We start from the raw sequence: 15,356 nt of genomic DNA, 5'->3' as shown, positions 1-15,356 counted from the left end.
TCGTACCGTTCACTCGAAAAGGGGTGGGCACTTCGCACCCTGAACCGTCCGCGTTTGACCAAATAATGGGATTCTGGTTTCAACATGTGAAACCACGGGAGTAGCGTCGGCATCGTCGAACAGCGTAGAGATCGGAGGGCACCATGACGCAGGCGTCGCGGCTGGAAAAGACGGCCGTCTCCCCGAAGACGTGGACGATGCTCGGAATCGGCGTCGCAGCCCAGGCCGCAGGCACCGTCTTCGTCAGCACCCCCGCCTTTTTGATCCCGCTACTGCATTCCGAACACGGCCTCTCGTTGACGCAGGCCGGAACTCTGGCCGCTGCACCCACTTTCGGCATGGTTCTCACGCTGGTGGCGTGGGGAGCGATGGCTGACAGATTCGGCGAGAAATGGGTCATCTCCATCGGGCTCGGCCTGACGGCGATCGCCGCGCTGGCCGCGACCACCACCGACAACTACACCCTCCTCGGGATCGCATTTCTGCTGGGCGGAATGGCTGCGGCGAGCACCAACGCTGCCAGTGGACGTGTTGTGGTCGGCTGGTTTCCCAAGGATCGGCGCGGCCTCGCGATGGGAATCCGGCAGATGTCACAGCCCCTGGGCGTGACCATCGCGTCGCTGACCATCCCGACTCTCGCTGCGAACGTAGGAATCGGTTCGGCCGTCGGACTGTCGGTAGCTCTCAACGGCGTTCTCGCCCTGATCTGCGCCGTCGCATTGATCAATCCCCCGCGGCCGGCGGCGCGGCCCACAGACATCCCGGCCGAAACGGTAAATCCTTATCGCTCGAACTGGTTCCTGTGGCGCATTCACGTCGTCTCGGCACTGCTGGTGTTTCCGCAGTTCACCCTCTCGACATTCGGTCTGGTCTGGCTGATCAGCGAGCAAGGATGGGACGCTGCGCCCGCTGGGCTCCTGATCGGGATCTCCCAGTTCGTGGGTGCACTCGGACGCATCGTTGTCGGCATCTGGAGTGATCGCGCCGGAAGCAGAGTAGGCCCGCTGCGGTTGGTTGCCGTCTCCGCGTCTGCGGTCATGTTGGCAATGGCGGCAGCCGGCGCAGCGCCTTGGGGCGTTCCCGCCTTGATCCTGCTGCTGGCAACCACTATCAGCGTCGCCGACAACGGTTTGGCATTCACTTCCGTGGCCGAAGCTGCCGGGCCGAAATGGCAAGGAAAAGCATTGGGCGCACAGAACACCGGGCAGTTCATTGCCGCGTCAGCAGTGGGCCCGGTGGTCGGTGCGCTGATCGGCGCGGTCGGCTACCCGCTCGCCTTCGCGATAGTCGCGGCATTTCCCGCCGCAGCAATTCTCTTGGTGCCCAGCCGCGATCGCGACATCAGCGTCTAGTCCCTCATCGGATTCGGTTGCACTGCAGGTCCCGTCAGATCACAATGCGGCTTGCAGGCAACCGAATCCGCTTCCTGAACAGGCTCTACTGTCGGAGTTCGGATCAGCGTCGCGGCGATCGCTGCACCGACCAACAGCAGTGCCACACAGATGTACATCGCGTACCGGAACCCGTCGGAGAAACTCGTCGGATCGACCAGACTTTCGGCGTCGATACCCACGAGGGCAGGCAAGGCCGCGACGGCAAGAAGTTGGCTCGTGCGAGCAACGGCATTGTTCACACCTGACGCGATTCCGGACTGCTCCACCGGTACCGAACCAAGCACCGCGGCGGTCAACGGCGCGACCATCACCGCCAGGCCGAGCCCGAACACCAGAACTCCCGGCAGCACGACGGTCAGGTACGACGCATCCGGGCCGATCCGCGTCATCAACACCAACCCCACCGCGGCAACGGCGGGCCCGACCGTGATCGGCAATCGCGGTCCGTGCGTCTGCGCGTAACTGCCCGCGCGCGAAGACAACAGCAGCAATGCCAAGGTGATCGGTACCGTTGCGACGCCGGCAGCCACCGGCGAGTACCCGGCAACCAATTGCAGTTGCAGCACGAGCAGGAAGAACACACCGCCCAGCGCCGCATAGACCGCAAGGGTCACCAGATTGGCCGCGACGAACATCCGCGAACGGAACAGGGACGGCGGCACAAGGGCACTCGGTGAGCGTCGTTCCACCACGACGAACAGGCAGAGCGCGATCACTCCGATCAGCCCGACTATCGGGTTGACCTCGATCAGCCCGTACGTCAGTGCGCCGAGACCGACTACTGCGCAGGCAGATCCGACCACGTCCAGGTGCTCGGGCGGATGCGGGTCGCGGCTCTCCGGTACATGGCGCACCGCTGCCCACACCACGACGATCGCCAGCGGGATATTGAGCAGGAATACCGATCGCCATCCCGCCACTTCCACCAGCCAACCACCGAAAAGCGGTCCGATGGCGCCGGCAACACCACCTAAACCCGACCACAATCCGATTGCCGCGCCGCGGTCCTCCTCACGAAGTGACGCGGAGATGATGGCAAGGCTGCCAGGTGTCAAGAGCGCAGCTCCCACTCCCTGCAGGATTCGTGCAATCACCAGAAACGTGATGTCAGGTGCAATTCCGCAAAGCAACGACGCGACCGCGAACCAGACCGTCCCCCACACGAATACCCGTCGCCGACCCCAACGATCACCGAGGGCTCCCCCGAGCAGAATCAGCGACGCCAAGGCCAAGGTGTAACCGCTGAGCGTCCACTGCAGTCCGGCGACACCGGAACCCAGTTCTTCACCGATGTGAGGAAGAGCAATGTTGACGACGGTGCCGTCGAGGAGAGCCATGCTCGAGCCGAGAACGGTGGCGGCGACAACCCAACGCCCACGCTTCGACGCGAGCGCCAGTGGTTCCGTCATCGGTCCATGGTGCGCCTTCACACGCAATCGCGAAAGAGCGCGCGGGAATTCAGTCGATCTGGCGACGATGTGCCCAACGCGTCAACGCATTGCGATTGGACTGCTGAGTCTTTCGCAGGACGTTCGATGCGTGAGTCTCGACCGTCTTCACGGAAATCACCAGGTCCTCGGCGATTTCACGGTAAGTGTACCCACGTGCCAGCAATCTGAGCACTTCGAGTTCTCGCGGAGTCAGCGAGTCGAGTTCCGGATCGAGTTGCGGCTCGGGTGCGTTGGAACGCCCGGTGAAGGAGTCCAGTACGAAGCCTGCCAGGCGAGGCCCGAACACTGCGTCACCACCGGCAACGCGTCGTACACCCTCGGCCAGTTCGGATCCCGAGATCGTCTTGGTCACGTACCCGCGCGCACCGCCGCGGATCACCGCGATCACATCCTCGGCCGCATCGGAAACGCTGAGCGCCAAGCACACCGGGCCGGAATCGATTCCGCGCAGAACTGCCACTCCACCACCGTCAGGCATGTGGACATCGAGCAGAACGACATGCGGTTTCGTCGAGTTGATACCCGCGATCGCCTCAGCGACGCCACCGGCTTCACCGACTACGTCCATGTCTGCCTCGCGCGAGAGTTCCGCCCTCACCCCGGAGCGGAACACTGCATGATCGTCGACAAGAAATACGCGGTACGGGGGCGGCGCAAGCGAAGTCACTGGGGCTGTTCCTCGGGGTTGTCGACACGGTCAGCAGTCTGGTCCCACTTTAGAGCAGAGTCACCGAGCGGCATGTGCACGCGGATCTCGGTGCCCTTTCCGATGTCGGATCGAACCACGACGCGGCCACCCCGTCGCTCGATGCGACCACGAATCGACTTGGCCAAACCCTGACGGTCCTCCGGCACCGCATTGACGTCGAATCCGACTCCGCGATCACGAACGAACACACTGACCTGGTCGCCCTCGACCTCGGCGAAAAGATTGATTTCCTTCTCCCCCGAGTGCTTTGCCGAGTTCACGAGAGCTTCACGCGTCGCACCGAGGAGCGCGGTGAACGCTTCCTTGGGCAGACCGTTCTCGACGCCTTCGCCTTCGAGTTGTACGTCGCCGACCGTGACGGGGCGGACCGTGACGCCATGCTGGTCCTCCACTTCACCGGCGATGATCTTCAGACCTTCGGTCAGGCTCGTGTGGTCGATATCCCCGCCGCTGAACAACCACTTGCGCAGCTCACGTTCCTGACCACGGGCCAGGCGCGCCACCTCTTGCGGATTGTCGGACTGCTTCTGAATCAGCGCCAACGTCTGAAGTACGGAGTCGTGCAGATGCGAGGCGATCTCTTCACGTTCGTCGTTGCGAATTCGGGCCGCACGCTCGGCGCCGAGAGCCCTCCACATCCGCAGCCACAGCGGCACCGTCAACAAACCGACACCGATCAGCGTCACCACCACGGCCAGCAGGGACGAGCGCAGTGCTTCGAGGTCGACCTGAGCGAGGACGACGACGCCGAGACCCAAGATGATCAAGGTCGCTCCCCCGACCACCCGCGCCCACGTGAGAACGGTAGGCCGCTGCGGCAAGCCGATGACGGTCCGGGGACCGTCGGAGTCGAACTCGCGCCACACCAAAGCGGCACCGATCGCGACGACGAAGAACGGTGCGAGCACCGAACCCGCCGTGCCGCTGAACAGCCAGGACAACGCGGCTGCGCCGCCCAATCCGAGTGCGATCAAGCCGTACGCCCGCTGCCGCTCGGCCGCGGACGGCTTCTGGGTGTCCGTGCCGGCTGAGGTGAAGATCCAGAGGGCGCCGTAAATCACGATGCCGGATCCGGCCATCGCCGCCAGAATCGCGAAGGCGACTCGAACCTTCAGGACGTCGATCCCGAGATGATCGGCGATACCGCCTGCAACACCGGCGACGATGCGACCGCCGGAGCGCCGCTCCAGCTTTCGCAATGGAACACCGCCCGGAATGGGCACACCCTTCTTCATGGGTACGGCATGCACCGGTACCCCGTTGACGGGCGGGCCTCCCGTGAACCCGGGAGCGGGACCGCTCACGAACGGCGGATCTGACAGATATTGCACATAGTCGATACTGGCACGAACCACTCGCAGTCACATCAGGGTCCAACCCTGAATCAGGGGGGCGCCCCTGGCCCCGATCGTCACAAAGATCAGGGTTGGCCCTGATGCGCGGAGGCCGCCCCGGAAGCCAGGATTGATTCATGAACAATCCGACTTTCCAAGAACAGATCCAGGATCTGTGGCGGACCCGCCCCGTGCGTCTGCCGGCACAAGGTCACGTGGCCGGGGTATGCGCCGGAATCGGATACCGGTACGGCATCGACCCCATTCTGGTACGTGTCGCGTTTGTGGCCTCCACTATTTTCGGCGGCTCAGGCATCCTTCTCTACCTCGCCGGGTGGTTGGTGCTCGCCCGCGCCGGTGACGGATCGTCCCCCGCACAGTCGTTGATGGGCCGCGGACACAGCTCCGATTCCAGTACCAAGACCATCGTCTTGTTGGTGGCTCTCGCCATCGCGGCTACGACCGTCGGGCCGGTCGGCGTCGGCCTGGGTGGTTCCGGTCTGATCGGGCTGATTCTGATGGTCGGAGGCCTGTGGCTGCTCTACCAACGAGCGCCGGTGCCGCCTGCACTGCCACAGAGCACGTCACCGTACGTCGGCGCGGGTACCGCGTATCCAGGCACGGGATTCACGCCCGGGCCGTTCACTCCCGGATACTTCGCACCCAATCAGCCGCCCGTGTACACGCCGTACACAAAACTCCCCGACAGCTACGTGCCCGAGGAACGGCCGGCCGAACAGTCACCGCAATCTCAGGCCGATCATCCGACGATCAACCTGTCGAAGGACCCGAGCGCTTCAGCCGCCGCCAATCCGACCGAGGTGATCGGCGAGGCCGCCATCACACCGCCCTCCTGGGATCCGCTCGGCGTCGCTCCGTTCGCCTGGGATCTCCCGGACCCGGCAGTCAAAGCCACGCCGCTGCTGCCTTTGCCACCACGTAAGCGTCGCTCGCGATGGACGCTGACAGTGCTCGGACTCGCGATCATCGTCGCCGCCGTCACCGGGGCAGCGGGCGCGGCAACCGGCAACGAGTGGTTCACTCCCGGCCGAGTCGGTGCTGTCGGACTCGCCGTCATCGCGCTCGGCCTGATCCTCGGGGCATTCTTCCGCAAGGGGTACGGCCTGCTGGTCGTCACCGGACCGCTCGTGGGTTTCGTGCTTCTCGCCTCGTTGGTCTACCCGATCGATTTCGACGCCTCGGGTGAGCAAAGATGGACTCCGGCAACCGCTTCCGAGTTGGAGCCGTCGTACTCGGGAGCCTTCGGAAGCTTCACTCTCGACCTCAACGGGGTCAAGTTCACCGAGGACAAGACCATCGACGTCGCGGCGTCGTTCGGTGAGTTCGTCGTCATGGTGCCACCAACCGTCAACGTCAAGAACAGCTGCACCGTCGTCATGGGTGACGGATCCGGTTGCCTCGACGGCGGAATACACCCGGGCCGTGATGTGACACCGGATTCGCCCACACTGACCATCAACGCCAAAGCTACGTTCGGCAGTCTGAAGGTGACGCAATCATGAGCGACTACGACGAGACCACAGAGCACGACGAGACCCGAGAATCCAAGCGCCCCTCGGCACTTCTGCTGATCGCCGGACTGGCCGCACTACTGGTCAGCGTGTGGGCGTTGGTCGGGCCGTTCTCTCTGGCGCCGGCAGCGAACATTCAATTCCGTTGGCTGTTCGTCGGTGCCGCCGTCGTGGCAGGACTACTGCTGGTGATTCTGCCGAATCGGCGCAACCGCAAGTAACTGCTGTGCGCCTTTATTAACCGCGGGGGGTTAATAAAGGCGCACAGTTGTTTTTACTCCCACTCGATAGTTCCCGGCGGCTTGCTCGTCACGTCGAGGACTACGCGGTTCACGTCCGCAACCTCGTTGGTGATTCGAGTCGAGATGCGCTCGAGGGTCTCGTACGGCAGACGCGTCCAGTCCGCGGTCATCGCGTCTTCACTCGATACCGGACGCAGCACGATCGGATGACCGTACGTCCGGCCGTCACCCTGCACGCCCACGCTTCGGACGTCGGCGAGGAGAACGACCGGGCACTGCCAGATGGTTCCGTCCAAGCCTGCAGACGTAAGCTCTTCGCGCGCAATGGAATCTGCCTGACGCAGGATCTCGAGGCGATCGCGGGTGACCTCACCGATGATGCGGATACCGAGTCCGGGACCGGGGAACGGCTGGCGTCCGACGATCTCTTCGGGCAGGCCGAGTTCGCGGCCCACTGCACGGACCTCGTCCTTGAACAGCAGACGCAACGGTTCGACCAACTTGAACTGCAGGTCTTCCGGCAGCCCGCCGACATTGTGGTGGCTCTTGATGTTTGCAGTTCCCGTGCCGCCGCCCGACTCCACGACGTCCGGGTAGAGCGTGCCCTGGACGAGGAAGTCGACGGTCGCACCATGAGATGCGTTCTCGCCCAGAACATCACTGACTGCGCCTTCGAAGCTGCGGATGAACTCGCGGCCGATGATCTTGCGCTTGGTCTCGGGATCGGTGACGCCTGCCAGCTCACCGATGAAGGTGTCCGCGGCATCCACGGTGATCAGACGAGCGCCGGTTGCCGCGACAAAATCCTGCTCGACCTGCGTGCGCTCACCGGCTCGCATCAAACCGTGATCGACGAAGACGCATGTCAACCGGTCGCCGATTGCGCGCTGAACCAAAGCCGCAGCGACAGCGGAGTCGACGCCACCGGACAGACCGCAGATGGCGTGTCCGTCTCCGACCTGCTCGCGAACCTGCTCGATCAGCGCATCGGCGATGTTCGACGCCGTCCACGCTGCCGGAATACCGGCAATCTCGTGCAGGAAGCGGCTCAGGACCTGCTGACCGTGCGGGGAATGCAGAACCTCAGGGTGGTACTGCACACCGGCGAGCTTGCGGGCGCGGTCCTCGAACGCCGCGACGGGAGCACCGTCGCTCGTCGCGGTCACCTCGAAGCCGGAAGGCGCTTCGGTGACGGCGTCACCGTGGCTCATCCATACCGGCTGCGTCGAGGGAAGACCGTCGTGGAGCAATCCGCCGGATACCGCGATGTCGGTACGGCCGTATTCGCGGGTACCGGTCTCGGCGACGGTGCCGCCCAGGGCGCCTGCCATTGCCTGGAATCCGTAGCAGATTCCGAAAACCGGAATGTCGTGATCGAACAGTGCGGGATCAAGCTTGGGAGCACCGTCAGCGTAGACACTCGAGGGCCCACCCGAGAGCACAACAGCCAAGGGGTTCTTGGCCACGATCTCCTCGACGGTCGTGGTGTGCGGAATCACCTCCGAGTAGACCTTGGCTTCGCGAACTCGCCGTGCGATCAACTGCGCGTACTGCGCCCCGAAGTCGACGACAAGAACTGGTCTCTGCTGCTCGATATCTGCCACAGGTGCAGTCTAATCGCCGCAGCCAGCGCTTCTGCGCATGCATGGACTCAGCCCGCTACTCGGCCGAGCGAGCGCGAGGTACGTCACTACAAAGGCCGCCCCTCAGAACTGCGCGGCGACCTCGCGCGGATCTAGACCACTGTCCAGGTCAACGGCGCCCCAATCGCCCGCACCTTAGCTTCGGCAATCAATTCGGCAGCATCATCGCAGGCCAGAGCCCGAAATGGACGAAGGATGAATTTTCTGGACGTTTGACCGATTCGCCTGAACCAAACGTCCAGTAAAGGTAATCTCGCCCGTCAAGTGATCAGGATCACGATCGCAAACGGCCGGCGCCGCCGAACGGCGCTCACCTCGAGGAGGACCTGTGCGTCGATTCCTACGACGACTCGCCATACCTGTCGCGGCTGTGACGGCTGCCGCCGGACTTCTAGTCCTCGGCACGCCGGCCACCGCTGACGAAGCCCCGCCGACCACTTTCACCGGCACGACCGACAACCTGATCTTCACGAAGAGTGTCATCGGGAACGCGGCAGTTCACCCAGGCGACACCGTCACGTACAAGACCGAGATCAAGCACAACGAAAGCGGCATCGAACGGTCGATCGCAAAGATCCGTGACATCCCGCCCGCAGGATTCGTCCTCGTGCCGGGCAGCGCCAAGGCCACCTACCTGGGTGTGACCAACCGGGCCACGATCAGCAACGAATCAGACGGCGGAGTCTCCGCGAAGTGCTCGAGCGGCTGCACCTTCCTGGTCGGTGGATTCGTCGTCAAGAAGAACCAACCCGTCACACTGGAAGCGACCTACACGGTCCCCGTCGGCACAGCATTCGGGACGTACGACAGCGGCATGCTCTTCGACGTCAACGCCTTCAGCACACAGCAGGGCCTCAACCCGATCAACGTCAACGTCCAGGTAGTCGACCCGTCTGTCGCCACCGGAACCACACTGGTTGCACCGGCAACGGCGAAGGTCGGCACGCCGGTCGACCTGACCGCGACAGTTGCGCCGTCCGACGCGAGCGGCACCGTCCAGTTCAAGGACGGCGGCAACGACATCGGCTCACCGGTCCCGGTCTCGGGCGGTAGCGCCACCCTCTCCCACACCTTCGACAGCGTCGGCGCCCACGACATCACCGCCGCGTACAACGCCGGTCCGGGATTCCACAGCTCGACCTCCGGAGTCCAGACCGTCGACGTCTCCGCGGACACCACCACCACGATCTCGGCCCCGAACGCCGCGCTGGTAGGTGACAGCATCACCGTGAGCGCTGTCGTCACACCGGCAAACGCCGTGGGCACGGTGCAGTTCAAAGACGGCGAGACCAACCTCGGCGCACCGGTGGCTGTAGTCAACGGAACGGCTTCCCTGACCCGCAGCTACGACGCTTCGGGTACCCACAGCTTCACCGCAGTGTTCACCGGCGAGGCCGGTTACGGCGATTCCGTCTCCACCGCAACCCAACTCGACGTCAGCGATCCCGACTGGGGAACCACGACCACAGTTGTCGAGCCACTCACCGCTGTTGTCGGTGAACCGACCAACCTCTCGGCCACCGTCTCCCCCATCCCGAGCAGCGGAACCGTGACGTTCAAGGTCGACGGCGCCGAGGTCGGTACCGCACCGGTCGGCACGGGTGACGGCGTCGCGATCCTCCCGCACACCTTCGCATCAGCGGGCGCTGCAGCCGTGACGGCAGAGTTCTCCGGCGGAACCGGATTCATCGGCTCCACGTCCACGTCGTTCACGGTGAACGTCACCGATCCCGAACCCGCCCGCGCCGACACCACGACGACTCTGACCGTCAGCGGCTCGGCTCAGGTCGGAAAGGCATTGCAGCTCAAGGCCACCGTCGCACCCGGAACAGCAATCGGAATGATCCAGTTCAAGTCCGGCACGACGCCCATCGGCGCACCCGTTGCCGTCGTCAACGGCGTCGCGACACTCACGCACACCTTCGACGACGAGGGAACGTTCGGCCTCACTGCCAACTTCGTCGGCGACGCCGGTTGGAAGAACTCCGTCTCCGGCCCGACGGTCGTGCAGGTCGGCACCGCACCGACCGACGGCGGCGGCACCGGAAGCGTGGACACCGGTTCGCTCAGCGGCCTCATCCCGCTCTTCGGAAGCTAGTCCCCCACATCAGCTTTGGACACCACTCCCGTACCCAGCTCAGGAGAATCCATGTTCGTGTACTCCAGACGTCGCATCGCGGCGCCGATCGCCGCCACGGCACTCGCCAGTGGCGTCATCCTCGCGGGAATCCCCGCATCAGCGGCCCCCGTGACAACAACCTTCGGCACGAGTTGCCTGGCAACCCCGTCCGCTGTCGCCGGTCCGACCACGCAGTCACAGTCCGGCTCGGTCATCGTCGACGCACCGGAATCCATCGGCGCCGGTGAAACCTTCGAGGTCACCATCCAACCCGGCCCGATCGCCTTTCCCGGCTCCGCTTCGGGGGCGACCGTCCAGAACGTCTCCCGCATCAAGGTCGACGTCGACGTTCCTGCGAACGCCACCCTGGTGGAAGCCACCATCGTCCCCGGCACTTCGGCGGGGCTCAGCGGTGTAGCGCCGAACATCCTGCGCGTCAACGAGAACGGCAACGTCGATCCCAACGGAACGATTCTGCGCCTCTCCGGAAACAACCAGGTCATCGGAAACAGCCCCAGCTCGAGCATCAACTCCGAGGGCGGCATCGTCGTCAAGGCGACCGGCAAGAACGTCGATGGTTCCAACAATGCCGACGGCTACACGCAGTTCCAGCTCCCCCAGGTCAAGGCAGTTCTCAAGGCCGGCGATTCAGGGGACGTCGCGATGAAGGTACGCACCGGCGGCAGCGCGGGAGCGTGGAACAACGATCGCAACTTCCTCACGTTCCTCCCCAAGGCCACCCTGGTCATCACCGCCTGGGCACCCACGCGATGCACCCCGCGTGACGCCGAGAACGGTCCGCTCAACAGCGGCGCAGGCCCCCTCGCCACGACGCGGATCATCGAGGCGGACAAGGCAACCACCACCACAGTCGTCGGACCGGCCAACGCCAAGAACGGAACTCCCGTCACCCTGTCAGCCAACGTGAGCGGCGGCGCAAACGGTGGAACCGTCCAGTTCTTCGACGGCGACAACCCACTCGAGGACGCCGTGCCGGTAACCGGAGGGTCGGCCAGCATCTCCCCGACCTTCACCGAGGACGGACCGCACTCCATCACCGCGAGCTACAGCGGAGCCCCTGGGTTCCTGGCGTCGACGTCGGCGTCGGCCAAGATCGTGACCGTCACGACCGATGCACCGCCGGACGCCGTGACCACTACCGCCACGGTGTCGCCGTCGACCGCGAAGGTCGGACAGGACGTCAACCTGACTGCCAAGGTCGATCCGCAGGGTACCGGCGGCACCGTCGATTTCATCGTCGACGGCACCGAAACGGTCAGTGCTCCGGTCGGAACCGACGGAGTTGCCGTCGCTCCGTACACCTTCACCTCGACCGGAACGCACAAGGTTGTCGCGAAGTTCACGGGCTCACCAGGATTCGCGCCGTCCGCTGCCCCGGCATTCCCGGTCAGTGTGACGACGCCGGCTCCGGCTGACGTCGAGACGACCACGATTCTCGACGCCGTCGGAACTGTTCAGAAGAACACCCCGGTGACGCTCAAGGCAACGGTCGATCCGTCCGGCGCCACGGGCAAGGTCCAGTTCAAGGTCGGTGACACCCTCATCGGTGGACCGGTCGACGTGGTCAACGGTGTCGCAACGGTACCGGCGACGTTCTACAACTCCGGGACCTACAGTGTCACCGCCGAATTCGTGGGCGCTTCGGGCTACACGGCCTCCGCATCCGCGCCGCAGACCCTGACCGTCCCCGGCGATACGGACGGCGGGCCCGGAGGCGGGACCGGCAGCCTCGACCTCGGCACTCTGTTCGGGTCGCTAGGAGGCTGACACTCTGAAACAGAGATGGGGCGTGTCGTCGAATCCTCGACGACACGCCCCATCTTCGTTCGCGGCGAACTATCCGGCTGCCGGCTCCGCCGGAACAGCGGTAGCTGTCTTGCCGCCGGTGATCTTCACGATCGGCAGGACCAGCGCGGCCGGAGCCGACGCCGGCACCACAGGCGACTTGGGTGCAATCGGAGCCAAACGCTCGTAGCCGCTGCCCTGGGCGGGACGCAGGTCGGTCTCCCCCTTGTTCGGCCACAGCGAGGCCGAGCGCTCGGCCTGAGCGGCAATGGTCAGCGACGGATTCACACCGAGGTTGGCCGAGACCGCTGCGCCGTCGACGACGCTGAGCGTCGGGTAGCCGTACACGCGGTGGTACGGATCGATGACGCCGTGATCGGAATCCGACGCGATAGCGCAACCGCCGAGGAAGTGCGCCGTCAGTGGAACGTTGAAGATCTCGCCCCACGTGCCGCCCGCGACGCCGTCGATCTTCTCGGCAACTCGACGCGTCGCCTCGTTGCCCTCCGGGATCCACGTCGGGTTCGGCTGACCGTGGCCCTGCTTGCTGGTGACCTTGCGTCGACCGAACAGGCCCTTCTTCGTGTACGTGGTGATGGAGTTGTCGAGGTTCTGCATGACCAACGCGATGATCGTGCGCTCACTCCAGTCCTTGACCGTCAACATGCGCAACATCTGGTACGGATTCTTCGCAACCACACCGAGGAACTTGATCCATCGGGGCGTCTTGCCGCCGCCGTCCGTCATCAAGGTCTGCAACAGGCCCATCGCGTTCGATCCCTTGCCGTAGCGGACCGGCTCGATGTGGGTGTCGCTGCTCGGGTGGAACGACGAGGTGATCGCCACTCCGCGGGTCAGATCGAGTGCGGGATCGACCTTGTACTTGCCTGCACCGACAATGGATTCGGAGTTCGTTCGAGTCAGCTCGCCGAGCTTGTCGGAGAGCTTGGGCAGCGCTCCGGTGTCCTTCATGTCGAAGAGCAGATGCTGAGTGCCCCACGTTCCGGCCGCGAGAATGACGTTCGCAGCCGTGTAGGTGCGGCGGTTCTTTCGTCCGAATGCACCGGTTCGCTCGGTGAACACGTCCCACGAACCGTCGCGAGCCTCACGAAGCCCGGACACGGTGGTCATCGGAATGATCTCGGCGCCGGCTGTCTCGGCAAGGCCCAGATAGTTCTTGAGGAGCGTGTTCTTCGCTCCGTGACGGCAGCCCGTCATGCACTCGCCACACTCGATGCAACCGGTGCGCTCGGGTCCGACGCCGCCGAAGTACGGGTCCTTCGCCTTCTTGCCAGGTTCACCGAAGTAGACGCCGACGGGCGTCTGGATGAACGTGTCGCCGACACCCATGTCATCTGCGACGGACTTCATGATCTCGTCAGCGGGCGTCATGTGCGGATTCTGCACGACGCCGAGCATCTTCTGAGCCTGCTCGTAGTACGGGGTGAGCTCGCTTCGCCAGTCAGTGATGTGCGCCCACTGCTTGTCCTGGAAGAACGGCTCCGGCGGCTGGTACAGCGTGTTGGCGTAGTTCAACGACCCGCCGCCGACGCCTGCGCCCGCGAGAATGAGGCAGTCGCGCAACAGGTGCACGCGCTGAATGCCGAAGCACCCCAGCTTCGGAGCCCAGAGGAACTTCTTGAGATCCCAACTGGTCTTCGCGAAATCTTCGTCGGCATACCGTCGGCCGGCTTCGATGACGCCGACCTTGTAGCCCTTCTCCACGAGACGAAGCGCGCTCACGCTTCCGCCGAACCCGGATCCGACGATCAGTACGTCGTAGTCCGTTGCCCGTTGCTTGCCCATCAGGACACCTCCACCGTGAACCGTAGTTACCCGCCAGTATGCACCTATCCCTTGTGACTACCACCACAAGGGGCCCCATAAGCGTAACCGCAAGTATCAGGAACGGAAGAAAGTCCTGCACAACGAACTGTGGCCCCGGTTCACGAAGAACCGGGGCCACAGAAAGGTACAAACTACGCGCGGACTGTCAGCCCGACCTTCTGGAACTCCTTGAGATCGGAGTATCCGGCCTTCGCCATCGACCGACGGAGACCACCGACGAAGTTCAGCGAACCGTACGGATCGTCCGAAGGGCCGCTCAGAACCTGGTCCAGACTCGGACGCTCACCATAGGAAACCGGAAGAAGTGCTCCACGCGGAACCGAAGGATGAGCCGCAGCGGACGGCCAGTACCAGCCACCACCCGGCGCCTCGGCGGACACGGCCAGCGGCGTGCCCAGAACGGCAGCGTCGGCACCGCAGGCGATGGCCTTCGCCAGATCACCCGAAGTTGCGATGTCACCGTCGGCGATGACGTGGACGTAGCGTCCACCCGTCTCGTCGAGGTAGTCGCGCCTGGCTGCTGCAGCATCGGCAATGGCCGTGGCCATCGGAACGCCGATGCCCAGGACCTCACCGGTGGTGGTTGCACCCTCGGTAGATCCGTACCCGACGATGACACCGGCAGCGCCGGTACGCATCAGGTGCAGCGCGGTGCGGTGGTCACTGACCCCACCCGCGACAACCGGAACGTCGAGTTCCGAGATGAACGTCTTGAGGTTGAGCGGTTCCTGCTCGGTGTGCACGACGTGCTCGGCCGAGATGATCGTGCCGTGGACGACCAGGAGGTCGATTCCCGCCTTGATCAGCTCCGGCGTCAGTGCGCGCGCATTCTGCGGGCTGACGCGAACGGCAGTGGTGACCCCCGAATCACGGACCTGCGCCACCGCAGCTGCCAGAAGACCGGCCTGCAGCGGTGCCGCGTGCAGCTCCTGCAAGTAGCGGATGGCCGCGTCGACGCCACCGTCCTTCTCGGCGATCTCGACGAGACGCCGGAGCTTCTCCTCGACATCGGGGTGACGGCCCCACAGGCCTTCACCGTTGATGACACCGAGGCCGCCGCGCTTACCCAACTCGATCGCGAAAGTCGGCGAGACCAACGCGTCGGTGGGATGTGCGAGGACAGGAATGTCGAACCTGTAAGCGTCGAGCTGCCAAGCAGTCGACACCTCCTTCGACGAACGAGTTCGCCGGGAGGGAACGATGTTCACATCGTCCAACTCGTAGGTACGTCGGGCCGTTCGACCCATGCCGATCTCAACGAGGTCGCGCACGCGCGCC

Annotated in this window: 11 protein-coding genes; 5 read left to right on the top strand and 6 right to left on the bottom strand. The window is 64.3% G+C overall.

Translation table 11 applies throughout. The annotated features are described in order from the left end of the window. Positions 1 to 143: 143 nt before the first annotated feature. On the top strand, positions 144 to 1,352 hold the full coding sequence (locus tag QRN54_RS07265; protein WP_285181799.1) for an MFS transporter: 1,209 nt from the start codon (positions 144 to 146) through the stop codon (positions 1,350 to 1,352). On the opposite strand, the gene QRN54_RS07260 is transcribed toward QRN54_RS07265, so the two are convergent. Genes QRN54_RS07260 through QRN54_RS07250 form a run of 3 tightly spaced genes read right to left on the bottom strand, consistent with a single transcriptional unit; the run spans position 1,349 to position 4,789 of the window. After that, positions 1,349 to 2,803, bottom strand: a complete 1,455-nt coding sequence (locus QRN54_RS07260) for an MFS transporter (RefSeq protein ID WP_054782321.1) — start codon at positions 2,801 to 2,803, stop codon at positions 1,349 to 1,351. The genes QRN54_RS07265 and QRN54_RS07260 overlap by 4 nt on opposite strands. A 49-nt stretch (positions 2,804 to 2,852) precedes the next feature. Beyond that, on the bottom strand, positions 2,853 to 3,512 hold the full coding sequence (locus QRN54_RS07255; protein WP_003940972.1) for a response regulator: 660 nt from the start codon (positions 3,510 to 3,512) through the stop codon (positions 2,853 to 2,855). Further along, positions 3,509 to 4,789, bottom strand: coding sequence for an ATP-binding protein (locus tag QRN54_RS07250; RefSeq protein ID WP_037125680.1), 1,281 nt, complete (start codon positions 4,787 to 4,789; stop codon positions 3,509 to 3,511). The genes QRN54_RS07255 and QRN54_RS07250 overlap by 4 nt, the downstream gene beginning before the upstream one ends. A gap of 236 nt (positions 4,790 to 5,025) precedes the next feature. On the opposite strand from QRN54_RS07250, the gene QRN54_RS07245 reads away from it, so the two are divergent. Together QRN54_RS07245 and QRN54_RS07240 are read left to right on the top strand one after the other, a co-directional pair. Next, positions 5,026 to 6,411 (top strand): PspC domain-containing protein, encoded by a 1,386-nt coding sequence (locus QRN54_RS07245; RefSeq protein WP_007727507.1) that lies wholly within the window; start codon positions 5,026 to 5,028, stop codon positions 6,409 to 6,411. Then, positions 6,408 to 6,641: a hypothetical protein gene (locus QRN54_RS07240; RefSeq protein WP_042926362.1), complete on the top strand. Its 234-nt coding sequence runs from the start codon at positions 6,408 to 6,410 to the stop codon at positions 6,639 to 6,641. The genes QRN54_RS07245 and QRN54_RS07240 overlap by 4 nt, the downstream gene beginning before the upstream one ends. A gap of 53 nt (positions 6,642 to 6,694) precedes the next feature. Here the strand turns inward: QRN54_RS07240 and guaA are convergent, their stop codons facing one another. Then, entirely contained in the window at positions 6,695 to 8,266 is a 1,572-nt protein-coding gene (gene guaA, locus QRN54_RS07235; RefSeq protein ID WP_007727510.1) for a glutamine-hydrolyzing GMP synthase, read from the bottom strand. Positions 8,267 to 8,633: 367 nt separating this feature from the next. On the opposite strand from guaA, the gene QRN54_RS07230 reads away from it, so the two are divergent. Then, positions 8,634 to 10,403 (top strand): Ig-like domain-containing protein, encoded by a 1,770-nt coding sequence (locus QRN54_RS07230; protein WP_285181798.1) that lies wholly within the window; start codon positions 8,634 to 8,636, stop codon positions 10,401 to 10,403. Positions 10,404 to 10,454: 51 nt separating this feature from the next. Further along, positions 10,455 to 12,212, top strand: coding sequence for an Ig-like domain-containing protein (locus QRN54_RS07225; RefSeq protein ID WP_058039025.1), 1,758 nt, complete (start codon positions 10,455 to 10,457; stop codon positions 12,210 to 12,212). A gap of 69 nt (positions 12,213 to 12,281) precedes the next feature. Here QRN54_RS07225 and QRN54_RS07220 read toward each other — a convergent pair whose 3' ends face one another. Next, positions 12,282 to 14,036 carry a GMC oxidoreductase gene (locus QRN54_RS07220; RefSeq protein ID WP_003940689.1) on the bottom strand — a complete coding sequence of 585 codons (1,755 nt, stop codon included), beginning with the start codon at positions 14,034 to 14,036 and terminating at the stop codon, positions 12,282 to 12,284. 173 nt (positions 14,037 to 14,209) lie between these two features. Further along, a complete protein-coding gene (locus QRN54_RS07215) occupies positions 14,210 to 15,349 on the bottom strand; it encodes a GuaB3 family IMP dehydrogenase-related protein (protein ID WP_003940976.1) in 1,140 nt (379 codons plus the stop codon). Between the last annotated feature and the right edge of the window lie 7 nt (positions 15,350 to 15,356).

The organism is Rhodococcus sp. MEB032 (assembly GCF_030208925.1).
Lineage (GTDB): Bacteria > Actinomycetota > Actinomycetes > Mycobacteriales > Mycobacteriaceae > Rhodococcus_F > Rhodococcus_F qingshengii.
This window is presented reverse-complemented; position numbering and strand designations above follow the sequence as displayed.

Coding starts and splice junctions, on each gene's coding strand:
- QRN54_RS07225 (WP_058039025.1), top strand. CDS start 10,455: ATGTTCGTGTACTCCAGACGTCGCATCGCGGCGCCGATCGCCGCCACG.
- QRN54_RS07250 (WP_037125680.1), bottom strand. CDS start 4,789: ATGAAGAAGGGTGTGCCCATTCCGGGCGGTGTTCCATTGCGAAAGCTG.
- QRN54_RS07240 (WP_042926362.1), top strand. CDS start 6,408: ATGAGCGACTACGACGAGACCACAGAGCACGACGAGACCCGAGAATCC.
- QRN54_RS07265 (WP_285181799.1), top strand. CDS start 144: ATGACGCAGGCGTCGCGGCTGGAAAAGACGGCCGTCTCCCCGAAGACG.
- QRN54_RS07260 (WP_054782321.1), bottom strand. CDS start 2,803: ATGACGGAACCACTGGCGCTCGCGTCGAAGCGTGGGCGTTGGGTTGTC.
- QRN54_RS07245 (WP_007727507.1), top strand. CDS start 5,026: ATGAACAATCCGACTTTCCAAGAACAGATCCAGGATCTGTGGCGGACC.
- QRN54_RS07220 (WP_003940689.1), bottom strand. CDS start 14,036: ATGGGCAAGCAACGGGCAACGGACTACGACGTACTGATCGTCGGATCC.